Here is a 25,951-nt window from a genome sequence, read left to right as displayed (position 1 = left end):
TTTTATATGCCCTCAAATTACGAAATACCTGATTTGAGGGCAAAGAAACTCCTTTTATCTGCCCTCAAATCGCGAAATACCTGGTTTTGAGGGCAAAGAAACACCTCTAATATGCACTGCACTCTCTCCTCACACAAAAAAAGCTCCGGCCATGGAGCTTTTTTACTCATCAAGCTGTTGCTTGGTCTTCTCTAAATCATCTAACAGCTTATTTACGTTCTCAACCTCAAGATTGATCATCTTCTCATAGATGGAAAGGATCATTTGGCCATAAGTCGTACCCGGTACTGCCCACTTTCCGTTCAACATCACCCATGTTGGTGCGGAACCACGCGCCACCAGATTGAAGCGAGGATCAACCAATACTTGTCCATCAGGTAATTTCGCTTTTGTCGCATAGGCATATAGATGTTGGATATGAGCGAGAACCCCTTCTCGAGGTGTTTTGAAACTAGCACCAGGTACGGATGGTCCCGTCGTCCCAATTCCAGCATAGTTATTCTGCTCAGGTTTTACAGTTCCTGTGAATTTGAAGTAGTTCGTTTCATGGATTGCTTGAGCAAAAGCTGTATCTCCTCGAATGCCATAAAGTTTACCGATGTTCAAATAAAGCTGTGCCAATGCTGGAGCTTTCGGATTAACATTTCTGACAAACTGATTCATCGTATCCGCTGTCAGGACACTTTCACCCTGAATCGTGAAACCTTTAATCGGCTCTGGAGTAGGTTCTTCCGGTTTTTCAGGCTTCTCAGGTTCACTCGGCCCTTCTATTACGATGAAAGCTCCACTGATTCCTAGCTTCACTAGCATTTCGACTTGTTCTTCTGCATTTTTTCTTTCCGAGTATGCACCTGCTTGTACACGATAGAATGTTGTCCCATTAATTTTCACCGGATAGATATAAGAATCAATCTTTTTAGAAGCTAACATCTCTGCTCGGTCTTTTGCATTCTCTTCCTCTTTAAATGAACCAGCAATTACTTTATAAATGGTTCCTGGAACAGGCTCTGGCTTCGGTTTCGGCTTCTCCTTACGCGGTAGGTTGAGTGCTTTAGCGATACCAGTCGCTGTTGCCATTGCAACATCTCTCAGGAATTTATCATTCAACATGAGTTTAAGATCCTTTTCATTATCAATAAAAAGAACCTCTATGAGCATTGCGTTCATTCTTGTATTCCGTAATACATAGAAGTTTGCTCGTTTTTGCCCTCGATTGAATACGTTATACTTGTCCATCGTAAAGACGATTTCCTTGTGGATGATTCCTTGGATGACTTTTGTTGAATTATTTATGTTTCCGTTATAAATAAAACTTTCAAATCCACTTCCTCCAGCAGCATTGTGGTGGATGGAAAAGAAGTAGTCTGCGTTCTTCTTGTTTGCAAAATCAGTCCGTTCTTTAAGACTGACCGTTTCATCTTTTGCTCTCGTCATCAACACTTTGACAACATACGATTCAAGAAGAAACTCTCTTACCATCAATGCCACTTTCAGGTTGAAATCTTTTTCTCGATACTGCTTATAAACGGCTCCACTGTCAGAACCACCATGACCTGGATCTAATACAACAGTAACCATTAATTCACCACTTTCATAAGTTTTCGTTCCTTACTACAACCTATGCAGATTTCCAGATTTTGCTTGTACAAATTAAAAAGGTTGACTGAATTATACAGTCAACCTGACAAGCCGAAAACTTGTGAAATGGAGCATTTATTAGTTTGTTTCTTCCTCGTCTTCATCATTTCCCTTAAGGTTAGGGTTGTTTTCTATTGGATCAATTGTATGTTTGTAAGAGTATCCCTTTGTTATCGCTATTGTAAAGATGACTAGAACGAAAATGATGATGAGAACGGAGGCAATCATTACTTTGAACATGTTGAAATCCCATCCTTCCAACTACCAATTTATCATAAAATGAAGATGGGAATCTAGCTGAATATGACAGGCTGCTTCCATTATTGCTTCCCGTACGTTTCCGTCACACCCCAAACGACATCTACGACAATATCATTCATGACGACATCAAGGTCATGGAAGATTCGATGGGTGGTTCGAAGTTTCTCAGTGTGGTCTTCCTTCAATGCCTCCTCGATCATATCAGCTGCACGGTTCAAATCCTTTTTCAAACTCCCTTGTGTCTCTGGTACGAGGATGGTTCGGATGTACTTCATTTTACTCTCCAAAGCATCCTTTTTTTCAGATGGTTTAAAGGTTTTCCATGCACCCCAGCCGAGTAACTCATTCCAGTACATATGCATCGCATGGACCTCTCTCATCAATTCCTCTTCCTTCCGTTCATTGACGAGAAGGCTTTCATTCGCCACCAGCCGCACTGAGCCATTCTGTCTTGCTTCCCCTAGTGTTAAAGGACCTTCATCCGCTTCGCTTAGCACATAAATCCCTATAAAACTGCTTGTCCCAACTACGACTAGACTGATCAATGCCATGACGACGATCCACTTTAAAGACCGCTTGGATATCTTCAGGGTAATCCCTCCAAGGAATGACATGGATTTATCTGGTAAATTATATCTTATTTTAACTTATTTTAGGAATGATGACAAAAAAGACCCCCTCTGTATTTAAATCGTAATCTCCTTGTAACTGGTCTATTATTCTCATGTCATATTAGGCTAGTACAATGTGCAATTAGGACGTGATAAAGGTAGAACGTCCTAATTAAAAAGGAGGGAACCTTCTATATGTTCAAGAAAGTAGCACTTACTGTAGCGCTGGCAGGATCAGCGGTCCTCGCACCTACAGCAGCAACCCAAGCGGCTGAAGTAGAAACGCCGTTGAAGAAGAAAATGTGGCATGAAGATGTCCACTCCATCCAAAAGGACCTGAAGGAACTAGGATTTTTCGATTACCATAAATCAACCGGTTATTTCGGTGATATTACCCATAAAGGTGTCAAAGCCTTCCAAAAAGACTACGGCCTTACACCTACTGGAAAAGTAGACGAAAAGACAGCTGATGTATTGGAAGAAGCAACAGAGCTTATCCAACGAGGCGATCGAGGAAAAGCTGTTGAGCATCTCCAAAAGCATTTAGCTGAATTGAAGCTTTACTCCTATCAGGTTGATGGAATTTTTGGTCCATTGACTGAAAAGGCCGTCAAAAAGTTCCAACAAGAAAACAATTTGCAAGTTGATGGTATAGCAGGTCCTGAAACGAAGGCAGAGTTGTTTAACTTGAAAGAAACGGAAGAAAAGAAAGCTGAAGAACCTGTAAAAGAAGAAACGGAACAAGAAGCAGAACCGAAGCAAGCAGAAAAAGAAGATGAAGCCGAAGAAGCTCCAGAAGCTGAAGGAAAGACAATGACAATGGAAGCTACGGCTTACACGGCAAATTGTGATGGTTGCTCAGGTGTTACCGCTACAGGTATTGATTTGAATGAAAATCCTGATCAGAAAGTCATTGCAGTCGACCCGAATGTCATCCCTCTCGGAACTGAGGTTTACGTAGAAGGTTATGGTCGTGCAATTGCTGGCGATACAGGTGGTGCCATTAACGGTGACCGAATCGACATTTACATGCAGTCTAAACAACAAGCAATCGAATTCGGACGACAAGACGTTGAAGTGACAATCATTGATTAATCGATTGAGAGAACAGCTTATTTAAGCTGTTCTTTCTTTTTTCTGTTAAAGAAAGCTGTTGATGTTGTACAGCTTCAGGCGGACGCTTTCCGCGGGCAACGCTGGAGTCGCCGCCTTACGCTTCTAATTTCTTTAAATAGCAACATTAATAGCTAATAGAGCCTATTAGTTAATATTTCAAGTCGTATAATTGGAAGCACAGAGGACAGAATCGGCTTCTTTCTGTCCCTCATTTGAATTTTTCCAAAATATAAAGGACAGAAAGGTACCCTTTCTGTCCCATAAACCTACTTCCCTAATGTATTCAAATATTGCCACATGTAAAAGGTGATGTAGCTTTCCCATGGGTGCCATCCTTCTTCACTTGCCAGGGCTCGGATTTCGTCTGTTTGTGGCTGCTCTTCAAGCTCATATAACGATTTTACTGCATTCCGTAAGCCGATATCAGCAGCTGGAAGCACGTCCCGACGATTCAGCCCGAATAACATGAGGCATTCGATCGTCCACACACCAATTCCTCTCAGTGGCAACAACCGGTCAATGATTTCCTGATTCGACATTGACCATAGCGCATTCAGATCGACTTCCTCCCTCTCAACCATCCGAGCAAAATCAATGATATATTCGGATTTCCTTTGGCTGAACGAAAGCTCCCGAAGTTGTTCATACTCAAGCTTCGCCACCTTTTCAGCTGTAGGGAAAAGATACAGATCGGCCCCGTCATGCTTCTTGATCTCACCTGCAAAACGTACAAGACGTTCTTTTAACGTGGCTGCAAATTTTAGGTTAACCTGCTGGCCGATAATCGTATCCACCATCGTCTCAAACAAATCAGGGTTTGTGATAATCCTCATCCCATGGAAACGTTCCAGCAGCTGCTTGATTCTGGGGATGGTTTCCATATGCTCATAAAACTCAGGTAACGGATTGTCCACCCCGAACATTCGACGGACGTAATGCCGCAGATCTGCTTTCAGGTGTTCATCAACACTTCCATTCAAGTGGACCTCGGTCTTTTCATTGTCAGTACGTATCGTGGCATCCAACAGGTACGGTGTCTCTCCGACATAAATCCACTTGATGAACCGGTTTTCTTCATGGTCCACAATCATGGATTTCAAAGTATCCGTTGTACGGTGATGTCTTTGAAACGTATGTTCAAATGAAAATGGTCCTTCAATCGTAAGTAGATGATATGACTTTTCCATTGTTTCCCTCTCTTTCCATAACATTTATTACAAAATGACCGTTGATGTTAAAAGTGATTTACAAACCTCCAAAAACAGATGACAATTTCGAATAAATTAGATGACTTATGATTTATTCATAATCTTACGGGGTATGTTAGTTCCCAGAACACCTCGTTTTCAATCATACAAATTAATCGAGACAACTTGGAGGCCAAGGTTATGAGTAAGCAAAAGCGCGAGTTTTATTTTGATAATGCAAAATTCATTCTGATTTTCCTAGTGGTATTCGGACATTTCATCAGTCCGCATAAGTCAAACAGCGATGTATTATATACAGTATACAACTTTATCTATACGTTCCATATGCCAGCGTTCATCATGATTGCCGGTTTCTTCTCGAAGAGTATCCTGAAGGAAGGCTATCTTAAAAAGATCTTCAAGAAAATCCTGATTCCGTATTTCATTTTCCAGTTGATCTATTTTGCTTTCTATACAGTCAAAAATGGCAGTGAAACCTTTACGTTATTTGATCCTTACTGGACATTGTGGTTCTTGCTGAGTCTCGTTCTATGGAATGTCCTGCTGTTCGTCTTTGCAAGAATGAAATATCCTTTGGTGATTGCACTCGTTTTAGGCTTGATTGCCGGTTATGTACAAGATATCGGGACTTTTCTCAGTCTTTCAAGGACATTCGTATTCTTCCCGGTTTTCCTATTAGGCTATTATTTGAAAAAGGAACACTTTTACGCATTACTTCGACCGAATATCCGTATTGCCGCAAGTGTGGTATTCGGAGCGATGCTAATCAGTTATTACTTCTTTTTCCCGGAAACTGCAAAAGAATGGTTACTCGCATCGTCTTCGTATGAAGAACTAGGAGTGGAAGTTGAACAAGCGGTCTTTATCCGCCTGTTGATGTATGGTTTAATGTTCATCGCAACATTCAGCTTTATGGCATTAGTACCAAAACGCGAGCTTTTCTTTACACACATGGGGTCCCGTACCCTCTATGTCTATCTATTGCACGGTTTCGTCGTAAAACTGTTCTCAATCACACCGTTCTACGACGCCATTCAAGAAACAGGAAACTACATCCTCTTTCTTGGTCTCGCAGCAGGTGTAACGTTATTATTAGCTTCAAAACCGATTATGACGGTAGCTCAACCTCTCATTGAATTGAGAACGAGCCTCCTGCAAAAATATATGGCACGTTCACGGAATACTGCAGATGCGTCATAACGGATGACGAAATTCGTCAATTACCTGGGAAATAATGTGTCGTTCGACATAGAAAAAGAGATGATCCGTCTTTCAGGATCATCTCTTTTTGTTCGTTTTTATTGATTAGAGGTACGTGTCAGGCTGTTCGTTCCAGCACTGAGATCCAGGTAGTAGTTTCCGCTTCCACTGTATGAAGATACTTTAAGCGTGTACGTACCCGTTGATGTTGGTGTGAAGGTGATCGTCTCTTGACGCTTTGTACCTTCAGCCTTTGCAACTTGTACACCGGATGGGTCATACAAGTAGACATCAAAGTCAGGAGATCCACCGAACCACCAGCTGGACTTCCAATCTGCAATGATCATTGTCACAGCAGTAGGATAGCTAGTATTGTCGACTGTGAACTGGAATGTGTCTTCGCTACCAGTGCCCGCAAGTGAATCTTGTTTAGCAAAGTGATTTGGCGTTGCAATGTTTGTGCCGCTGAAGTTGCCAGCGCTCTTGACCGCTTCATAACCGTCCAAGCGACCATGTCCGTAATCGATATCCTTACCAGCTGGACCCCAGTCCTCCGCCGTATTCGTAAGGATGTTACTCACATCAGTCGGTGTCAGGCTTGGATTTGCATCAAGCATCAATGCAATCGTCCCTGCCGTGAATGGAGTCGCCATACTTGTCCCACTGTAGGTAACATATCCGCTAGTTGTATTTGTTTGTGCAGCAGTGATATTGTAGCCTGGTGCAAAGATATCCGGCTTGATTCGACCATCTGCAGTTGTTCCACGGCTTGAGAAGTCTGCCAGGAAGAAACCACCTTCACCAAGGTCAGCACCTGCTCCAACTGTAATCGCCTTTTCAGCAGCACCAGGAGATCCGATCGTCTTTTTACCTGGGCCGTCGTTTCCAGCAGCAACCGTTACGACAAGACCAGCATTAACAGCATTATTGACTGCAACGGAAGTAGAGTCTGTCCCATCTGAGCTTCCAGAAGTTCCTAAGCTCAAGCTCAATATTTCAATACCATAAACATCTTTGTTCGCTACTGCCCAGTCGATACCAGCCGTAACGTTACTCATGCTTCCGCTACCTTGGGCATCCAAAACTTTTATCCCAACAAGCGCTGCACCAGGAGCTACTCCTTTATGAGTTGGATTTCCATCTCCATCCCCTGCAACCGTACTTGCTACGTGGGTACCGTGTCCGTTGTCATCATAAGGTGTCGTTCTGTTGTTCACCAAGTCCTTCCAACCGATGACTTTCCCTTCGTCCAAGTCGACGTGGCTTCCATCGATTCCTGTATCAATGACCGCGACGACCTGGTCATCTTTTGAGTACGTATTTTCGTTACCATCACTATTTCCGGTAAGCCCGAAGTCACCCCGAGCTTTCTCTGTTCCGAACCAATAATTTGCCGTTCCGTTCAACGTTTTGACTTCTGCATCATATTCAATCGTTTTAACGAAAGGAAGCTTTTCGAGCTTTTGAATTTGTTTCTTCGTAAGAGTTGCTGCAACACCATTCAATGCGTTGGAAAAAACATGCTTTGTTTTGAATTTTCCAAGGTGCTTCATCACTGCTTTATGAGCTTTTTCACTCGCCATGGATTTATCGAACTGGACGATGACATCGATCGTCTCAGATTCTGCCTTATCCTTCATGATCGACTCCAGGTTGTCAAACACCTTGTTATGGTTCAAATTCACCATGGCAGGAGCCATTTCGATGTTTTTAGACGCCTTTTTCTCAAAGTCCGCACCACTTGCGCCTCCGAATGATGCGAGCAGCATACTCGTCGCCAATACTGTTGAAGCGACAATTTGTTTCTTTTTCATTCCTTTTCCTCCCTCATTTTTTGTTACATTTTGAATGTTTAAATTTTTCTGTATATTTATCGTAATACAAACGTACTAGGTTGGAATGAGCAGAAGGAGCCATCTAACCTTCTTTCTAATTCGAGTACAACGACCTATTTATTTAGTTATAAAAGTATTTTGAAGATGGCGTCCCTACTAAAGTTTCGACAGTCCAAACCGTATTTTTCTGATGATTCCGAACTTCTTGTTATAATGGAGAGAAGGAAAAAACTATCGTCCGAGGAGGTCGTTTGTTATGGCAAGTCAGACTGGAGAAATCGTACAACATTCATTAGATGCTTTATTGGAGGACTCATCCTTCCTACCCGATTTAAAAGATCAGACCCGTAAACAAGCATTCACTTCATTAGCCGCGCTTCTATCAACACCGAATCAAATACATAAGTCGTTTCTAAGGATCGCGCTGGAAAATGGTAGAGTCGTAAGGATCCCTGCATTCCGGGTGCAACACAATAATGCCTTAGGTCCTTATAAAGGAGGCATCCGTTTTCATGAATCCGTCAACGAAGAAGAGGTGGCAAACCTGGCCGCTCTGATGACACTCAAAAATGCCCTACACGAAGTTCCATTCGGCGGCGGTAAGGGCGGTGTCGTGATGAATCCGAGAGATTACTCGGTCAAGGAGCTGCATCTTATCTGTGAAAAATATGTGCATTATTTCAGTGATGTCATCGGACCAGATAAGGATATCCCTGCTCCTGACGTTGGCACTGGCGATCGCGAAATGGATTGGATGATGGCGGAATACAAAAGCATCCGTCCTGGCATGCCCTATCGTGGAAGTTTTACGGGGAAAAGTGTCGTAAACGGAGGTTCGCTAGGCAGGCGCAAAGCTACTGGGAAGGGCGTCTACTTCACGCTGCGTTATATGCTTTATGATTTCTTGAACGAACAGAAGAATTGGCTGCGTACGGTCGATAATGTATTTGCAAAAACCGCTCTAGGTTATCGGAATCGCCCGTTGACCCTTTCCGTGCAAGGGTTTGGTAATGTAGGATCCATCGCTGCTCTCGAAGCCTTTGAATGTAAGCATCTGAACAATAAGGTCGTAGCGGTGAGTGATCGTAATGTTACGCTTTATCATGAAGACGGTCTTGATATCCCTGCATTGATCCAATACACCTCGAAAAACCAAGGGGACTTACCGGTAGATGAAAAACAGCTGAGTGAGGCGAATGTTAAAGCACAGATCTTAGACAGGGAACAGGTTTTGTATCTGGATGTCGATGTGCTTGTGCTTGCCGCTTTAGAGGATCAGATCCATCAAGACAATGTCGATAAAATAAAAGCGAACGTCATTGTAGAAGGGGCGAATGCGCCTGTAACAGGAGAGGCGGACAAATATTTGAGCGACCGCGGGGTCATCATCGTTCCTGACATTCTGGCAAACGCTGGGGGCGTCATCGTCTCTTACTTTGAATGGCTGCAAGGACGTGAAACACAGTTTTACACCGAAGAAGAAGTAAACAAGCTTCTGCTTAAGAAGATGAAAGGGACGATGGATACAATCCTGCCGCAATTTTTCGGAGACCCTTTTCCACTGAGACAAAATTGCTACATCCATGCCGTCATGAAGCTCTCCACCATCCTTTATCGACAAGGAAAGCTGTATTAAGAACGCAGAAAGAAACGCTTGGTTCGCCAAGCGTTTTTTCGTTTGCTCATCATCGCTTCAGAATAGGGAGTTCAACAGTGAATGTACTGCCTTTCCCGACTTCACTTTCCAACACGATTTCTCCACCGTGCAATTCCACCAATTCCTTTGCGATTGCAAGCCCCAGGCCTGTTCCACCGGTTTCCCGAGACCTCGCTTTATCCACCCGATAAAATCGATCGAACACTTTTGCCTGATCCTCCACAGGAATTCCTGGCCCAGTATCCTTAACACGAATTCTTGCTTTTCCATCTTCTTCAACAACCTGTAATAGGACGGTGCCCCCGTCTTTCGAGTACCGTTGGGCATTGTCTAATAGGATGACTAGCACTTGTGTCAAGTAGCCTTCCTCACCTTGGACTATCACTTGGTCCTCGTATTCCTCTATTAGGGAAATATGTCCATCAGCCTTCCACACCTGTTGGACTGCAGTCTTACACACTTCGATTACATCTACTTTTTCAAATTGAAGGTCCGATTGTTCAGACTTAGCTAGCATCATCAATTGATCGATCAACCGCTGCATCCTTCGATTCTCTGAATCTAGTGCTGAAATGGACTTTTCTAGCACATCCGGTTGATTCTTACCCCATCGTTTCATGAGATTGATATATCCATTGAAGGAGGTCAACGGTGTCCTGAGCTCATGGCTAGCATTAGCGATGAAATGTTTTTCACGCTCTAGCTGTTTTTCCAGTCGATGGAGAAGAATGTTGATTGATTCAGCTAAATCCGTCAACTCTTTCGGAGAATGCGGCACAGCTATCGTTTCTTTCAAATCTGAATAGGACTTCACTTTGTTCACAGATTGGATAATTTCTAAAAGAGGCCTCATTTTCCGCCTGGTCACCTGATAGATGATGAGCGGTGTCGCAATAAGACTCAGCAGTGACGTAATGAGAAAAATTTTAAGAAGCAGAATCATAAATTGATTGATATGATTCAGCTCGACTTCATAGAATATGACTCCGTTCTCTTCAGGTCCTTTCCAGCTAAGCTGATCCCGATAAAATAATCCTCTGTCATCGTTCCACATAAAATGAGGAAATCCAAAAATGGTGATGTCCTCTTCCACTTCTTCTTCAAACTCTTTACTCCACCCGCGTGTTTTCGCTAGCGTTTCTCCCTCTTCATCCAATATCTTCACAAAGTAATTTGGATAATCAGGATAAAGCGTATCATCCAAATTTTCCTGGATGGAAGGGTCCTTCTCTTCAACTGTTGCAAGGATCTTGTTTTGAACATGAAGTATCTCTTGCTTCGAGTTTTCCATCAGGAAGTAGCCAGCAAAGATGAAAATAGCGGTAGCGAGTACGAAGATCAACGATGTAACGGCCACCACATGCCATAATGTAAATTGAAAGACGATGGAAGCGTTCCGCTCTGTTTTCTTGAAAAAATTCATCTTCCATCACTTCCTAACTTGATTCTTCAGGAGACCTAAGGGTGTATCCGACTCCACGCACAGTATGAATAAGAGGTCGTTCATAATTCCGATCCAGTTTGTTCCGTAAGTATCGGATATACACATCAACGACATTGGTTTCACCGACAAAATCATAGCCCCAAACCGCTGAAAGGATTTGCTCGCGATTCAATACTTCCCCTTCGTGACGCATCATATAAACGAGCAAGTCGAATTCCCGTTGTGTCAATTCGATTGCCTTTCCTTCCCGTTTTACCATCCGCTTCTTTATATCAATGCTCAAACCTTCTATGGAAAGTGTATGATCCTCTTGCACTTCTGCATCTCGACTATAAGAGTGCCTCCTTAAAAGAGCGCGGATCCGTGCCAGTAATTCTTCTATCTCGAACGGCTTCGTGATGTAATCATCTGCACCCGTATCAAGACCTGCGATTTTGTCACCAATATCTTCACGAGCTGTTAAGAGAATAATCGGAATTTGACTCGATTTACGAATCCTCCTGCATACCTCCAATCCGCTCAAGCTCGGAAGCATCCAATCCAATATGATCAGGTCAAAGCTGTCTTCTCTTACTTTCTTCAACGCTTCTTCTCCATCGGTTGAAAGATCTACCGTATACCCTTCGTGCTCCATCTCAAGCTGTATGAATTGCGCAACATGGAAATCATCCTCTACAATCAACATTTTTTCTGCAACCGGCATGTTCTTCCCTCCCAATCAACTCTTTCTACTCCCTAGTTTAACCTTTTATTCCTAGCAATGTTTGGATTATACTTATTAGAAATCGATGATAAATCTCTCATCAAATTCTCATTTTGCTTTTCTTATTTTTTCATTTTGAATTGATAGACTTGAATCATAAGATCAATACTTTTCAAGGAGGTAAATCATTATGAAACGGTTCAGTAAGAAAACACTCTTCATAAGCGGTCTCGCGATTTTATTACTAGGTGGAGGCATTTTCTTTGGCACTCAAGGATTGGATGCCTTTGCAAACTCCAACCAGAGTGAGTTGATCAAACAAGCGGATCTAACGATTGAAGAAGCAGAAAAGGCTGCTCTTGAAGAAGTTCCCGGTAAAGTGACAGGGAAAACAGAAATTGAAAAAGAAGACGGAAAGCTCGTCTATGAGGTCACGATCAAATCTGAATCAGATCAAAGTTTGAAAGAAGTTGAACTGGATGCGAATACTGGCGAAATCCTCGAGGTAGAAGCTGAGGACGATGAAGATGATGATGACGATGATGAGAATGAATCTGAAGACGACGATGATGAAGAGAAAGAAAAGCAATAAGAGCGAACTTCCTGATTTGATGGGTTGACCATCAAGTCAGGTTTTTTTCGTTCTAGCTATGCTTCTTATGATATGACGCATAATTTTTCATCTAGGTTCATAATTTTCGATCTGGGTTCATAATTTTCAATCTGGGTTCATAATTTCAAAAAATGGTGCGAAACGATGCAAACTAGGTTCATAATCTGCCAACAACGTCCGCTCCCATAAAAAAAGACCCAAGAAAAAGGCTGCTGAAGCCCCATTCTCAGGTCAAACATCACTTATTGACGGTGCAGCATGAACGTCAGAATGACGAAGGCTGCTAGTTTTGTCGTCATATTGCGGAAATCGACGCTCGGATCGATTTCTACGATATCCATTCCTTTCACGATCGGTTCGCTGCTTAGCATGCGAATTCCTTCAAGAAGATCATCACTCGACATGCCTCCTGGTCCGATTGCAGGACACCCTGGAGCAAACGCTTGATCCAGCACATCCATATCAAGCGATACATATATGACATCGACATGCTCTTTCAGCTGCGCAATCGACTTCTGGATCAGCTCCTCGATTCCTTGCTGCCGCACATCCTTCATCGTATAAACCGTTACTCCATGCTCTTTTCCATAATCATGGTAAGGTCGGCTGTTCGAGAAATTCCGGATTCCGATTTGGATCAGCTGGTCTCCCTTAATGATGCCTTCCTCAATCAACGCGCGGAAAGGTGTACCGTTTCCTGTCCCTCCGTCCTCACGGTTACGGAGATCGTGATGGGCGTCGAACTGGATGATGCCGACCTTTTCCTTCTGTTCAGAAAAGGCTTTGATACTTGGATAACTGATTGAATGGTCCCCACCAAGTACGACCGGTATCATCTCAGGCTGTCCTTTCAAAACCTCCGAGAACGTTTCATAAATCCGCTTATGACACTCCGGAATATCCGTCAAATGCATTTCCACATCACCAAAGTCGGTGATCCGTTCAGTCTCCAGATCACGCTCCTCTTCGATCGCGTATGTCGAAAGTGAAGAAAACATCGACCGGATGACTCCTGGAGACTGCGAGGCTCCAGATAAACTGATGGATGGCTTGGATAAAGGGGCACCGAGTAATCCGATGCCCTTCACCTTTTCTTCCCCATCCCACTTTTTTACGATTTCATGTGCTTTCACGACGTAGCTGTCTTTGAACCCTGCTTCACCTGACGGCTTAAGATACGGAAACTTTACCAACCCGCTCTCCCCTTTCAAAAAGGGTCTTTCCATTTTTGATCACTGTACGAACGTGGTTCACACCGTAATGATAAGGGACGTATAAGTAGTTCGGAGCATCCCAGACAAGAAGATCTGCCTTTCGACCTTCTCGGATTTTACCAGCCTGCTCCCCTCGTCCGATTGAATAGGCTGAATTGACGGTGACCGCATTCCAGATTTCCTCTGGCGTCATTCGCAGCTTAAGGGCTGCCAGGTTCATGATCAGCTGGAGGTTCTCTGTCGGCGAGCTGCCAGGGTTAAAGTCGGTGGCCAGCGCGACAGCCGCATTCCCTTCAATCATCTCTCGAGCTTTCGCAAATTCATTTTTATTCAAGTAGAAGGTTGTTCCTGGGAGCAGTACGGCAATCGTATCCGTTTCACCTAGCTTACGGATTCCCTCTTCAGACGTACCGACGAGATGGTCTGCGGAGATTGCCCCGACCTCACATGCCATTTCAGTCCCTCCCAACGGATCAATTTCATCCGCATGGATTTTGACGTCAAAGCCCATTTCCTTAGCTTTCGTCAAATACTCGCGGGACTCCTCAACGGTAAACACACCTGTTTCACAAAAAATATCGACGAATTCAGCTAATTCCTGCTCTTTGACGGTTTCCATCAATTCAAGCATTTCGTCCAAAAACGCTTGGGAACGTCCTTTATATTCATTTGGAATTGCATGAGCACCAAGGTAAGTGGAGACGATATCGGCATTCTTCGTCTCATTCAAGCGTTTAATCACTCGCAATTGCTTCAGTTCTGTATCGGCGTCCAAGCCGTAGCCACTTTTCGCTTCCATAGTGGTGATTCCGTAACTGAGCATGCGATCCAGGTGGAAGGAGGCTTTTTCGAACAGTTCTTCTTCATCCGCTTCACGTGTTGCTTGGACAGTCGATAGGATTCCGCCACCTTGCTTCAAAATCTCAAGGTAGGGTACACCCTGCTGTTTAAGCGCCAGCTCATGCTCACGGGATCCACCGAATACGAGATGGGTATGTGGATCAACCAAACCAGGAGTCACCAGCTTCCCTTCGCAGTCGATGACTTCAGCAGCTTCGATGGAAGGTGCGCCATCAGCAGGTCCGGCATACACCACTTTTCCTCCATCTACAGCGACTAAAGCATCTTCAACAAGGCCGATTTCCTTCATCGCCTCGCCTTTTCGGATTCCGTCTGAACCGTCCATCGTCAATAATTGTCCGATATTTTTCAATACTAATTCTGCTTTCACTTTATTTGCCACTCCTTTCACTCACACTTTCCACTTCTAGCATCGGAATGCGAACTCCTTTTTCCTTTGCTGTTTCGATAGCGAGCTCGTAGCCTGCGTCGGCGTGGCGGGCAACACCCATGCCCGGGTCGGAAGCCAATACGCGTTCAAGCCGTGCTGCTGCTTCTTTCGTTCCATCGGCTACGATTACCATCCCAGCATGCTGTGAATAACCCATGCCGACACCACCGCCATGGTGGACCGATACCCAGCTCGCACCGTTCACGCCGTTGATCATCGCATTCAAGATCGGCCAGTCGCTTATGGCATCACTTCCATCCTTCATCGCTTCCGTTTCTCGGTTCGGTGATGCAACCGATCCGCAGTCAAGGTGATCACGACCTATAACGATCGGTGCACTCACTTTTCCACTTTCGACCATGTCGTTGATGATTTTTCCGAGCTTAGCACGATCGCCATAGCCTAGCCAGCAAATACGGGAAGGAAGGCCCTGGAACGCGACTTTCTCTTGAGCCATTTTGATCCATTTGCACAAATGCTCATCGTGTGAAAATTCCTTGAGAATCGCTTCATCGATTGCATAAATGTCCTCTGGATCACCAGATAAGGCTGCCCAGCGGAATGGTCCCTTCCCTTCACAGAACATCGGTCGGATGAACGCCGGAACGAAGCCAGGAAATGCGAATGCATCTTCAAATCCTTCATCCTTCGCGACTTGTCGGATGTTGTTTCCATAATCAAAAACGACTGCTCCAGCTTTTTGTAAATCAACCATCGCTTCAACATGCTGTTTGATGCTTTCTTTAGATTTCGCGATATAAGCGTCCGCATCTCGCTTCCTCAGCTCTGCTCCTTCTTCCAACGTGAAGCCGACCGGCAAGTACCCGTTCAACACATCATGTGCTGAAGTCTGATCCGTAACAAGATCCGGGATTTCGTTCCGTTTCACGAGTTCTGGTAAAAGTTCAGCTGCATTTCCTAGCAATGCGATCGATAACGGTTCCTTCTTCTCCATTGCCTCTTTTGCAAGTTTCAACGCTTCATCGAGAGAATCGGCCTTCGTATCGCAGTAGCGCGTTTCAATCCGGCGCTGGATACGGTGCGGGTCGCATTCAATTGCGATGACAACGCCTCCGTTCATCGTAACAGCGAGAGGTTGAGCGCCTCCCATGCCGCCAAGACCTGCTGTGACAGTCAACGTACCAGCGAGGGACCCGTTGAAATGCTTTCTGGCAGCTTCGGCAAACGTTTCATACGTTCCCTGTAAGATGCCTTGTGTACCGATGTAAATCCAGCTTCCTGCTGTCATCTGGCCATACATCATAAGCCCCTTTTTCTCGAGCTCACGGAATGTTTCCCAATTCGACCAAGCAGGAACGAGGTTGGAGTTGGCGATCAACACGCGTGGCGCATTTTCATGAGATTTGAAGATCGCGACCGGTTTACCGGATTGGACCATCAATGTTTCATCGTTCTCCAAAGTTTTCAATGATTCCACGATTGCATCAAAGCTTTCCCAATTTCGTGCGGCTTTCCCGATCCCCCCGTAAACGACCAGTTCATCCGGATTCTCAGCAACCTCCGGATCGAGGTTGTTCATCAACATACGCAGGGCCGCTTCCTGGATCCATCCTTTCGTATTCAATTCGGTTCCTCTTGGCGCTTGGATTTTCTTCATGTTCATTCCTCCAATTTGTAGAATTTTATTGTTCAATCAAAATTCCGTTCCATGAACCTTCTTTCATTTGATTTGAAAGGGTTACGATATCCGTCGAGAATACTCGATCGCCTGTAATGCTTTCGGCATGTTTTCTGCCCAGCTCATAGGCTTTCTTTGTGCGAGGTGCCATCTTGTCGACTCCTCTGATGTCGACGGCCTGCATCGCGCAAAACCACTCGATTGCAAGCACATTCCTTGTATTTTGGATGATTTGATACGCATGTCTTGAGCCGATTGTCCCCATGCTCACATGATCCTCCTGATTTGCGGAGGATGGAATCGAATCGACTGACGCCGGGTGAGCTAACGTCTTGTTCTCTGAAACGAGAGACGCAGCCGAGTATTGTAGAATCATCGCGCCTGACTCGACACCTGGGTTGGCACAAAGGAAGGCAGGCAAGTCACTTAGCTGTGGATTCACCATCCGCTCGATCCGCCGTTCCGATATGTTGGCAAGCTCAGCAATGGCGATTCCTAGGAAATCCATCGCCAGCGCGATCGGCTGACCGTGGAAGTTACCACCCGAGATGACCTTCTTTCCAAGGTCGAAGATTAACGGGTTATCCGTCGCCGCATTCATTTCAATCTCAAGCTTTTCTTTTACATAATTCAACGTTTGCCACGTCGCCCCATGTACCTGCGGGATACACCTTAACGAATAGGCATCCTGGACGCGGATTTCCCCTTGGCTCGTCACAAGCCCGCTTTGCTTGATGTACATGCGGATCCGTTGGGCGACACCGACTTGCTCTGGATACCCCCGAGCAAAGTGGATATCTTCATCAAAGGCATCGGAGATCCCCCTCAATCCTTCCAAGGTCATAGCCGATATGAGTTCACTCTGATAGGCGAGCTTCTCGGCTTCCAGGTATGCAACGACTCCCATCGCTGTCATCGCCTGTGTACCGTTTATCAAAGCCAGGCCTTCCTTTGCACTCAGTACAATCGGGTCTAAGCCTTCTTTTTCAAGGACCTCTTTCCCTGACATGCGGCTTCCTTTGTAATAGGCTTCTCCTTCCCCAATCAAAACGAGGGCGAGATGGGACAATGGCGCCAAATCTCCGCTTGCTCCGAGAGAACCCTGCTGCGGGACGATCGGGTGGATCTTTTTATTGAGACAGTCAATCAATTGCTGAATGACTTCCACTCTTACGCCTGAAAACCCTTTCAATAATGCGTTTACTCGTAAAAGCAACATCGCTCGGCTTACGACCTCTGGAAATGGCTCCCCTACGCCACAGGCATGGCTTCTGATCAGGTTAAGCTGAAGTGCTTCCACCTCCGAATGATCAATCCAGACATCGCTCATTTTTCCAAAACCAGTGGTAATGCCATAAACAACCTGGTTTTCGGATACGATCTTTTCGACCGACCTCCTGCTCACCTTTACATTTTCAAGACTATCTTTTGAGGCTTGGACTTCTTCCCCTTCATATAGAACGTGATAGATGTCTTTCAGGGTGAGTGTATTTCCTGTCAACGTTATCAAGATGATTCCCCCTTCCTAATGCACTACCAATTTAGCGAGATAAAATCCACAATTAAAAAAGCCGTTGCCCCTTACTGCTGTAAGGACAACGGCTCTATATCCATCATTTGTCTCATGAATGTCGGAATCCAATGCAAAAATAAATCTCGCATATTGGTCAACTTCTTTCATAATTTTCTTAATTCTTTAATAGTATCTTTAGTGTAAAGGTTCTTTCAATCATTTGTCAATGTCAATCCAAAGTCGGACAAGCCCTGTATCTGAATTCTATTAAACTTCCAATTGTGTGTATAAAAGGCCGTGTATGTGGACATTCTGTTGATACTTAATCGAAAAATTGAGGGGGAACCGAAATGATTGATACTCAACGATTAATGGTTCAATGTACAATGTTGCGACAGCCTACTCTTCAGGAATCCGCTGCTGACTTTTTCGTAGGGTTCGATATCGATCACACACCCTACTTATTCTTACCGACTGCTCATGGTGTATTAGAAGATAACGAACTTTATGCCGTACCGATCCTTATGAGGAAGAAGCAATCCAGCATGTATCTGCTCGATGACACCATCCTTGCTGTCGATCTGAAGGACTTCAACGAGTTCCATTGCGATCTCACTTATTATTTCGGACCGGAATACAACATGCTGCGAAGATATTTGAAGAGTACCGAATACCGATCCTATGTGATGTGGAGCAATGGTATCCGGCAGGATCAGATCAACGAGCTTCTTGATTCCTATGCAACCGCGGAATCTGAAGAAGTGAAGGAATCTATAAGGGTCCAACTTTCTCGATTCAGCAGACAGACAAACAACCACTAACCAAAAAAGGCTGCCCGTTACTTTAATGAACGGACAGCCTTCTTATTTTTTATGAACCGACATGACAGAATCAATCCTTGTACGTGACGGCCCTTTTTCCCATCTGCTCCCAGCCTTGCTGGAATTGTTGCTTTGGAATTTTATGATTTTTGATCCCTAGAAGAGGGTCGTTGAAATAAATGTAACGCTCATCATATCCCGTAATAAGGACCGAATGCTCCTTATACGTGATTTTCACCTTCCCTTGTGGTGTGTTCCACTCTTCCCAATACTTATCAGGTAAACGGGAGAAGGTTGTATTATTGATTACCCAGACCGGCTTTCCATTTTCCACATGCTTCATGACATCTTCGAATGAAGAGCCTGTCAAGTTGATGATTCTACCTGGCAGGTATTTCTCTGCGAGTTCAGCAATCGGCTGATCATAGACACCATATCCAGGATTTCTCTTCGTGTACATATCTCCAACGAATCCATGGTTTGGATTTCCGAAGTAAACTTGCCCATTTTTTCTCGTAAAAGGAGTCGGATCCTTCTTGACCTGCTTCGCTAATGTCATCTTATCCACATTGACCCCTGCATGCTGCAACAGCATGGAAAGACTGGTCACTTCACAACCTCTTGGCAACTCAGGCAGCTGTTTGACCAAAGGTGCATTCAGCTTCATTTGGCTTTTTACCGTGGATTGTGTTTCTGAATAATTGACGTACGAAGCCGATTCGAACGACTTTTTCGAAACCGTTATTGAATCTGAACATCCTGTGAGAAGTGCGGCAATGACTAAAATTGTCGACGTTTTCTTCATTATCATACCCCATTTTCTTGGGATGTATGTTTAGCGTAACCGTAGTCAGAGAAGACGAATCGTATGTCTTACTGGTAAATACGCCAATAACCTTCTGTTTTGTTATCCTTTATATCGACCGCTTCTCCCATTTCTTTAGTCATAAGCCAAAATTGGCAAAAGGGAATTGAATGAATTCTTCTTTCTAACACAAAATAAAAACAGCCCTTTTTATCAGGCTGTTTCTTCGAATTTCGATTGATTTGCTCGGACTTCATTTATTCCATTGAGCACGAATGTGATTCCGATCATCCCTGAAACGAACGATAGTGCATAAGGCAATATGTATACGAAAAGAGAAGATTGCGCTTCCGCGATACTAGCTGACCCCACTACTGCGTCCCACCAGTTAAAGCTGACAAAACTTAAAGCAATCAATGCAATTCCAGTAATGATTTGTTTCATTAGATGTCTCCCCTTTGTGAAATGTTTGTTAGTATAACTATTCACGTATAAGAAGAAAACGAAACATTTTTAAGCAAAAAGGGCATATAGGCCTAGACATCGATATATTGCTATAGTACATAAGAAGCCTCGTTCATAGGGTTCTCCAAGTCAGCTCGATACGCGAATTCAAGAACTAGGCTTTTCCTAAGCGAAAATTCCATTATTGTCCTAATTCACTTGTCCATACAACCCCACTTCCGACGCATATTGTAGTATTGTGAGGAAACTCTCACTGGAGACATGTTTCGATGGGGGGGTTAACATGGGTTACTCTTACGATGCCGGATTTGCGTTAATCGTAGTATTGTTTATCTTGTTATTAATAGTAGGTACAGCGTTTGTATGTTAATCCTATTGTACTTCCCCTATGTCTAAATAGTTAATTGCGAACGCTACAAGTAATTCACTATTACCCTTCCAATCCTGTACGGACGAAAGTCACAACTCCCCCCCAGTTGTGGCTTTCACTTTTTCCTGGAACCATTCAGGGGTCTTCCCATTCTTCATTACATAATCAAGATCCTGTTGAAGCTCTGAGAGCATATGCTTCGCTTCCCGTCTTACATTGATGGCTTGCAGCTGCAGGGTCTTTTTATCCTGCTCGGAAAGGTATTCGTTACAAGCCTCTGTATAGGAATAATGGATGTCCTGGATATAGTCCTCCATTTCATATACCTGCTGCAAGAGCAATAACAATTCCATCCGATATCGCTGAAATTCCTCTTTTTTAAGTCTCAGGTGCTGTTTAGCCGCCATCACCTCACGATCCATCCCTTCACGTAATGGCTTCATCCATTCATGCAGTCGTTCCTTTTGGGATCTGGAGAGATGTGAGCTTTCCTCCATCACATCACCAAGCTCTTCCGTCAATTGCTGAATTTCGGATTTCAACCCAGTCAAGCTGACACGTTCCGGTGAATTCGCCTTCTGATGCGAAGTGATCTGTGATAAAAGCTTCTCATACTCCTCGAGCATGGTTTCCTTTTCTTCTTCCAAGTCCTTTTGCTCCAACTTCAACTTGTTCAATTGGTCCTCGTATTGTTTCTTGATTTGTTTATATTTCATAAGTTCAGGATACAAACTGAACCCCTCCTCTAATTCACCATCTTACATATAGTCTTCGTACCAAGATTCCTGTTTTCGTTTCATAAATCAATATAATGATACCTCAATAAGGGCTACAGGTTCGTAAAAATCATTTGGAGTTTGCAAAACCTCGATTTTGGTTTGACCTCTTCTCCCTATGTAATAAAGTGTCCCTCCTTATACCTTCCAAATGTTTCCTAACCCCCACCTGAATGGCGATTAAGCCGAAACGTGTTTATGTAACCACAAATTAGGAGGTAGGAACATTGATTAAGAAAATTCTTGTTACTTCTCTACTATCTGCTTCAATTATTGGAGCAAACGCTGGAATCAGTGAAGCTTCAACAGCGCAAGCAGATGCACAAGTACATGTCTATAAACAATACGGTCAAGGCCAAATTGACCAGGAGCAAGTGAATACGTTCATCCAGGACATCCTTAAGAAATACAACATCCAACTGAATACAGACATTCAAAATACAAACATGGATCAGCAGCAACAAGAGAAACAGGCTGAACAACCAAAAGTGAAAGAGCCAGCTCCGAAAGAAGAAGCTGAAAAGCCGAAAGCTGAGCAGCCTGCTCCAGCACCAAAAGAAGAGCAACCGAAAGCAGAGCAACCTGCTCCAGAGCAGAAGGCTGCACCTCAGCCACAACCACAGCCTGAACAAAAGCAAACAAATGAAACATCTTCTAAAGCTGAATTCCAATTGACTGCAGATGAACAGCAAATGCTGAATCTCGTCAATGAAGAGCGTCAAAAAGCAGGTCTTGCGCCGTTGAAGGCAGATCCTGAGTTGACGAAAATGGCGCGTGTCAAATCACAAGACATGATTGACAACAATTACTTCAGCCATAATTCACCGACATATGGTTCTCCTTTCGAAATGATGGACCAATTCGGAATCGAATATAATACGGCTGGAGAGAACATTGCTGGAAACAGCTCTGTTCAAGGCGCACACACATCCCTGATGAACTCTGATGGTCACCGTGCCAACATCCTTGGCAGCCAATATACGAAGATCGGTATTGGTATCGTTGATGGCGGACCATACGGCAAAATGTTCACACAAGCTTTCACAGGGTAAGTTGAATGTTCACGAAGAAGCATCACCCATTTGGGTTGATGCTTCTTCTTTTTGGGAATAAGAAGGATATAGAACGCAAAGGATGAAGCACATGAAAATCAATGAATATTGGATAAAATTCAGACACAGCTTTTGGTTCCTTCCATCCTTCTACGGAACCCTCGCACTCTTACTTTCCATCGTAAGCATCGTAATCGAAAAGAACGTGACAATCGAGATGATCAGCCAGTACGTACCAGATGCCTTGCTTACGGACGTCAAACTGGGCCAAACATTATTGAATGCCATCGCAGTATCGGTGTTGACGATGACGACCATCACCTTCTCATCCATCATGGTCGTACTCACTACCTACTCCTCCCAGTTCTCGCCAAGGACGTTACAGGATTTCATCAGCGATGTGGTCACCCAGCGTGTACTCGGCGTATTTACTGGCGCATTCATTTATGCATTACTCATCCTGTTATTTTTAAAGGATGTAAGTGATAAGAAGCTCTTCATCGCCCCCGGTATTGCGGTAATTTGGGCGATCGTTTCACTCGGGTTCTTCGTTTTCTTCATTCATCATGTCGCCACATGGACCCAAGTGAATAACCTGATTGATAAAATTCTGGAACGTACATTAAAGACTGTTAATGAAAGCTTTCATCTACTCGATAACAGTACGAAGAGTGAAAAATTCCAAGGGCGTTACGAAGCTGATGAAATGGATCAGTCTGAAAAATTGACCATTACGGCAGATTCTGCAGGATACCTGCAAATGATCAAGCTCCCATCCATCCTTGAAAAGGCTCAAGAAAATGATGACGTCATAAAAGCGGAAAGACGGATCGGAGACTACATCCTGAAGGATACACCGTTATATTCCATCATCGGTGCAAAAGATAAAGAGGAAACGTATCAAGAACGATACAATGAATATTTCGTCATCGGTACAGAACGGAACACAGTCCAAGACGTGGAATTCGGCATCCAGAAGCTCGTTGAAATTGCATTGCGTGCGATTTCGCCCGGCATCAATGATCCACACACGGCCATCAACAGCATCAATCGAATCGGTTCCATCCTTGCCGAATTGGGAGCCATTTCATTCCCTCGCCCCTATTATTATGATAAGGACGACAAACTCAGGGCCATCATTGATATCCAGACTTATCGAGAGCTTTTATATAAAGCGTTCTACCAGCTGCGCCATTATGCCAAAGAGGATGTTTCTGTCTGTGCATCGACCTTATCTGTTTTACATGGAATCATTGAACGGACGGATGACCGTGCCATCCATAAAGCGATTTGGGATTTTACGTTATACTTCATCGACGGTATCGAGAAAAGTGTCCTTCTCGAGTGGGACAAGGATTTCATCAACGAAAAAATCAAACGGATCGCCAGTTCAGTCGGCTGTGAGGAGGATTTTGAACAGATTAAAATATAAGGTCACCTGGATTGTAGTGCGTAATAGAATGGGACATAACGTGGAAGAATATGGACAATAATCAACAGGTGGCGAGACGATGTATATCAAACCGATGTTCCGTAAAATCCACAAAAGCTTTTGGTATCTCCCGGCATTTTACAGTGTTTTCGCCCTGTTGCTTGCGTACGCCTCCGTTGAAATGGATCATTTTCTTGCTGGCGTCGGTGCTCAAGATCAATTTCCTCGGTTCATGGTGACGGACCGTGAGAACACAAGGGTTATTTTAAGTGCTTTAGCAACCTCGATTTTAACGATGACGGCGATCACTTTCTCATCCATCATGGTCTTGCTATCCACTTACCTGTCCCAATATTCTCCACGAACGCTAACGAACTTCATCAGCGACACGGTGACAAGAAGGGTGCTCGGCATATTCATCGGCTCTTTCTTGTATTTCGTGCTTGTACTGTTATGGATGAACATTTCGGATCAGCCGATGTTCATGCTTGTCCCTACTTTATCTGTCCTGCTCTCTGCGATTTGTTTAGGATTTTTCGTCTATTTCATTCATCATGTCGGGAATTGGATCCAAGTGAGCAACCTGATCCAGGACATTACGGATAACTGTTTAGCCATTTTACAAACGAAGGAAGCAGGCAAAGCCCACTTGAATGCATCTGAAACTTCGCCTTGGTCAAGCTGGGAAAGCGACGAGCTGAAGATGAGTGTCCATCGCGTTGCTTCCTCCAAACGTTCAGGCTTCATCCAATTCATTGACATTGATGCTTTTGTGAAAAAAGCGGCAGAGGACGATCTCCTCATCCGTCTGGACAAAAAGATCGGTGATTATGTGGATGAAGGAACCGGCTTATTTACCTATTGGTCTCTCAGTGACGGTTCCTATCACATTGATGAGTACATCGAGCACATCCAAATCGGGGGCCAGCGGACAACCGAACAGGATCTTGAATTCGGCATCCAAAAGCTGACGGAAATCGCCTTACGTGCGATTTCACCTGGTATCAATGATCCTCAAACAGCAATCAATTGTATCCAGAGGCTTGGGAAAATCCTTGCTCGCCTTGCCGAACGCTCAATGGAAGAACCCTACCTTTATGACCGTGAGAAGAATTTGAGGGTCATCTTGAAAACCACGACATTCGCCCATGTGCTTTACAAAACCTTTTATCAGATCCGCTTTTACAGCAGGCAGGACGTTTCAGTCATCGCTACGATTATTGATGCTTTGACAATGATCGCCGAGAAGAGTGAAGGTCCATTGAAGGAGGCTGTTTGGAAGTTCGCTAAAGCTGTCGGCTCCGGAATCGATCGTTCAGCCCTCATTGATCTCGATTACATCTATTTGAACAGCAAGCTCGATGAACTTGCAAAACAAACTGGACATACAAAAGAGAACTATCATTTGTGACGTTTACTGTCCGAAATCGGGCATTTACTATCCGAACTTTTGTGTTTACTATCCAAAATTGAGTATTTACTATCCGATCTTCGGCATTCACTATCCGAAATGGTCGATTTACTCGCCAATGGTCATTTCGTTACTCCGATTTCAGCTGCTGCTCAAGCTGATCGAGTTTTACTGGTCCCATAATCTTGTTTTGAATCAAGCCATCCGGTCCGATGATGTAGGTAGTCGGAATCATGAATACCTGATACGCCTCACCTACTGTTCCTTCCTGATCCAATGGAACCGTAAACGGGATTTGAAATTCTTCGGCAAAAAACGAAACCTGCTCAACATTTTCCTCTTCCGAACTTAAATTGACCGCGAGGACGACCACATTTTCTTTCTGGTGCAAAAGATGAAAATTGATCAGCTCAGGAATCTCTTTCTTACAATACGAACACCAAGTAGTCCAGAAATTCAAGACGACCGTCTTCCCCTTGAAGTCAGATAATTGGACATCCTTGCCGGACAAATCCTTCAGCTTGAAATCAGGGGCCTGCTTCCCCATCTGCGCAATGACTGGCACTGCATCAGCAGACGCGTTGATGGCATCCACTCGTTGTTTTGATTGCTCGGTCTTACTCGGAACCACCCACGCCAATGCCCCCAGGATCATAATCAGTCCGATAAGCACGGTAAATTTCAACCGACGTTGCACGATACATCCTCCCCTTTTTTCCTACTCCATTACTATATATAGGTCGTAAACGTCACAAAAATGAACAAGCTCCCCGAATTCTTATAAATTTCTTTCTTCATGGGCATCCTGTAGATATTCTCTTGACAAAAAGGAAAAAGCATCATATATTACATATCAAAACTGAAGCGATGAAAAGG

The 25,951-nt window shown here is 44.1% G+C and carries 24 protein-coding genes and 1 other annotated feature (1 of these 25 only partly in view); of the genes, 9 read left to right on the top strand and 15 right to left on the bottom strand.

Features of this window, described 5'->3' with window-relative positions:
• Positions 1–162 precede the first annotated feature (162 nt).
• The 3 genes from V1497_RS04200 to V1497_RS04190 form a co-directional block, all read right to left on the bottom strand.
• On the bottom strand, positions 163–1,578 hold the full coding sequence (locus V1497_RS04200; RefSeq protein WP_349409719.1) for an N-acetylmuramoyl-L-alanine amidase: 1,416 nt from the start codon (positions 1,576–1,578) through the stop codon (positions 163–165).
• Between the two features lie 138 nt (positions 1,579–1,716).
• On the bottom strand, positions 1,717–1,878 hold the full coding sequence (gene ytzI, locus V1497_RS04195) for a YtzI protein (RefSeq protein ID WP_349409718.1): 162 nt from the start codon (positions 1,876–1,878) through the stop codon (positions 1,717–1,719).
• A gap of 80 nt (positions 1,879–1,958) precedes the next feature.
• Positions 1,959–2,450: a hypothetical protein gene (locus tag V1497_RS04190; RefSeq protein WP_349409717.1), complete on the bottom strand. Its 492-nt coding sequence runs from the start codon at positions 2,448–2,450 to the stop codon at positions 1,959–1,961.
• A 255-nt stretch (positions 2,451–2,705) separates the two neighbouring features.
• Between V1497_RS04190 and V1497_RS04185 the strand changes: the two genes are divergently transcribed.
• Positions 2,706–3,605 (top strand): peptidoglycan-binding protein, encoded by a 900-nt coding sequence (locus V1497_RS04185; protein ID WP_349409716.1) that lies wholly within the window; start codon positions 2,706–2,708, stop codon positions 3,603–3,605.
• Between the two features lie 287 nt (positions 3,606–3,892).
• Here the strand turns inward: V1497_RS04185 and V1497_RS04180 are convergent, their stop codons facing one another.
• Positions 3,893–4,813 (bottom strand): DNA-3-methyladenine glycosylase, encoded by a 921-nt coding sequence (locus V1497_RS04180; protein WP_349409715.1) that lies wholly within the window; start codon positions 4,811–4,813, stop codon positions 3,893–3,895.
• A 201-nt stretch (positions 4,814–5,014) separates the two neighbouring features.
• Between V1497_RS04180 and V1497_RS04175 the strand changes: the two genes are divergently transcribed.
• Entirely contained in the window at positions 5,015–6,034 is a 1,020-nt protein-coding gene (locus V1497_RS04175; RefSeq protein WP_349409714.1) for an acyltransferase family protein, read from the top strand.
• Between the two features lie 98 nt (positions 6,035–6,132).
• On the opposite strand, the gene V1497_RS04170 is transcribed toward V1497_RS04175, so the two are convergent.
• Positions 6,133–7,848 carry a S8 family serine peptidase gene (locus tag V1497_RS04170; protein ID WP_349409713.1) on the bottom strand — a complete coding sequence of 572 codons (1,716 nt, stop codon included), beginning with the start codon at positions 7,846–7,848 and terminating at the stop codon, positions 6,133–6,135.
• Positions 7,849–8,125: 277 nt separating this feature from the next.
• Here V1497_RS04170 and V1497_RS04165 point away from each other — a divergent pair, with 277 nt between their 5' ends.
• Positions 8,126–9,505: a Glu/Leu/Phe/Val dehydrogenase gene (locus V1497_RS04165; protein ID WP_349409712.1), complete on the top strand. Its 1,380-nt coding sequence runs from the start codon at positions 8,126–8,128 to the stop codon at positions 9,503–9,505.
• 49 nt (positions 9,506–9,554) lie between these two features.
• Here the strand turns inward: V1497_RS04165 and V1497_RS04160 are convergent, their stop codons facing one another.
• Positions 9,555–10,949 carry a sensor histidine kinase gene (locus V1497_RS04160; protein ID WP_349409711.1) on the bottom strand — a complete coding sequence of 465 codons (1,395 nt, stop codon included), beginning with the start codon at positions 10,947–10,949 and terminating at the stop codon, positions 9,555–9,557.
• Positions 10,950–10,962: 13 nt separating this feature from the next.
• Positions 10,963–11,673, bottom strand: coding sequence for a response regulator transcription factor (locus V1497_RS04155; protein WP_349409710.1), 711 nt, complete (start codon positions 11,671–11,673; stop codon positions 10,963–10,965).
• A 190-nt stretch (positions 11,674–11,863) separates the two neighbouring features.
• Here V1497_RS04155 and V1497_RS04150 point away from each other — a divergent pair, with 190 nt between their 5' ends.
• Positions 11,864–12,265 carry a PepSY domain-containing protein gene (locus tag V1497_RS04150; protein WP_349409709.1) on the top strand — a complete coding sequence of 134 codons (402 nt, stop codon included), beginning with the start codon at positions 11,864–11,866 and terminating at the stop codon, positions 12,263–12,265.
• Positions 12,266–12,528: 263 nt separating this feature from the next.
• Here the strand turns inward: V1497_RS04150 and hutG are convergent, their stop codons facing one another.
• From hutG to hutH, 4 genes are read right to left on the bottom strand one after another with little or no spacing between them, the layout of a single operon-like run.
• Positions 12,529–13,479, bottom strand: coding sequence for a formimidoylglutamase (hutG, locus tag V1497_RS04145; RefSeq protein WP_414703599.1), 951 nt, complete (start codon positions 13,477–13,479; stop codon positions 12,529–12,531).
• Positions 13,457–14,686, bottom strand: coding sequence for an imidazolonepropionase (gene hutI, locus V1497_RS04140; protein WP_349410744.1), 1,230 nt, complete (start codon positions 14,684–14,686; stop codon positions 13,457–13,459). Before hutI ends, hutG begins: the two co-directional genes overlap by 23 nt.
• Positions 14,687–14,732: 46 nt before the next feature.
• Entirely contained in the window at positions 14,733–16,415 is a 1,683-nt protein-coding gene (gene hutU / locus V1497_RS04135; protein ID WP_414703598.1) for a urocanate hydratase, read from the bottom strand.
• 19 nt (positions 16,416–16,434) lie between these two features.
• Positions 16,435–17,940 (bottom strand): histidine ammonia-lyase, encoded by a 1,506-nt coding sequence (gene hutH / locus V1497_RS04130; protein WP_349409707.1) that lies wholly within the window; start codon positions 17,938–17,940, stop codon positions 16,435–16,437.
• 353 nt (positions 17,941–18,293) lie between these two features.
• Here hutH and V1497_RS04125 point away from each other — a divergent pair, with 353 nt between their 5' ends.
• A complete protein-coding gene (locus tag V1497_RS04125) occupies positions 18,294–18,764 on the top strand; it encodes a hypothetical protein (RefSeq protein WP_349409706.1) in 471 nt (156 codons plus the stop codon).
• A 70-nt stretch (positions 18,765–18,834) separates the two neighbouring features.
• Here V1497_RS04125 and V1497_RS04120 read toward each other — a convergent pair whose 3' ends face one another.
• Positions 18,835–19,569, bottom strand: a complete 735-nt coding sequence (locus tag V1497_RS04120) for a C39 family peptidase (RefSeq protein WP_349409705.1) — start codon at positions 19,567–19,569, stop codon at positions 18,835–18,837.
• A 213-nt stretch (positions 19,570–19,782) separates the two neighbouring features.
• On the bottom strand, positions 19,783–20,013 hold the full coding sequence (locus V1497_RS04115) for a hypothetical protein (RefSeq protein ID WP_349409704.1): 231 nt from the start codon (positions 20,011–20,013) through the stop codon (positions 19,783–19,785).
• A gap of 304 nt (positions 20,014–20,317) precedes the next feature.
• On the opposite strand from V1497_RS04115, the gene V1497_RS04110 reads away from it, so the two are divergent.
• On the top strand, positions 20,318–20,404 hold the full coding sequence (locus V1497_RS04110) for a YjcZ family sporulation protein (RefSeq protein ID WP_349410743.1): 87 nt from the start codon (positions 20,318–20,320) through the stop codon (positions 20,402–20,404).
• An 89-nt stretch (positions 20,405–20,493) separates the two neighbouring features.
• Here V1497_RS04110 and V1497_RS04105 read toward each other — a convergent pair whose 3' ends face one another.
• Positions 20,494–21,135, bottom strand: coding sequence for a hypothetical protein (locus V1497_RS04105; RefSeq protein ID WP_349409703.1), 642 nt, complete (start codon positions 21,133–21,135; stop codon positions 20,494–20,496).
• Positions 21,136–21,407: 272 nt separating this feature from the next.
• On the opposite strand from V1497_RS04105, the gene V1497_RS04100 reads away from it, so the two are divergent.
• The 3 genes from V1497_RS04100 to V1497_RS04090 all read left to right on the top strand — a co-directional run bounded on the left by V1497_RS04100 (position 21,408) and on the right by V1497_RS04090 (position 25,075).
• The gene (locus V1497_RS04100; protein WP_349409702.1) at positions 21,408–22,232 is read left to right on the top strand and encodes a CAP domain-containing protein; all 825 of its coding nucleotides are present in this window, start codon (positions 21,408–21,410) and stop codon (positions 22,230–22,232) included.
• 91 nt (positions 22,233–22,323) lie between these two features.
• Positions 22,324–23,664 carry a DUF2254 domain-containing protein gene (locus tag V1497_RS04095; protein ID WP_349409701.1) on the top strand — a complete coding sequence of 447 codons (1,341 nt, stop codon included), beginning with the start codon at positions 22,324–22,326 and terminating at the stop codon, positions 23,662–23,664.
• Between the two features lie 79 nt (positions 23,665–23,743).
• On the top strand, positions 23,744–25,075 hold the full coding sequence (locus V1497_RS04090) for a DUF2254 domain-containing protein (protein ID WP_349409700.1): 1,332 nt from the start codon (positions 23,744–23,746) through the stop codon (positions 25,073–25,075).
• A gap of 130 nt (positions 25,076–25,205) precedes the next feature.
• Here V1497_RS04090 and V1497_RS04085 read toward each other — a convergent pair whose 3' ends face one another.
• Positions 25,206–25,772 carry a peroxiredoxin family protein gene (locus V1497_RS04085; RefSeq protein WP_349409699.1) on the bottom strand — a complete coding sequence of 189 codons (567 nt, stop codon included), beginning with the start codon at positions 25,770–25,772 and terminating at the stop codon, positions 25,206–25,208.
• Between the two features lie 161 nt (positions 25,773–25,933).
• Positions 25,934–25,951, top strand: a binding site (T-box leader); it runs 202 nt beyond the window's last position.

Origin of the sequence: Pseudalkalibacillus sp. SCS-8, assembly GCF_040126055.1 — a bacterium.
Taxonomy (GTDB): domain Bacteria; phylum Bacillota; class Bacilli; order Bacillales; family Fictibacillaceae; genus Pseudalkalibacillus; species Pseudalkalibacillus nanhaiensis.
This window is presented reverse-complemented; position numbering and strand designations above follow the sequence as displayed.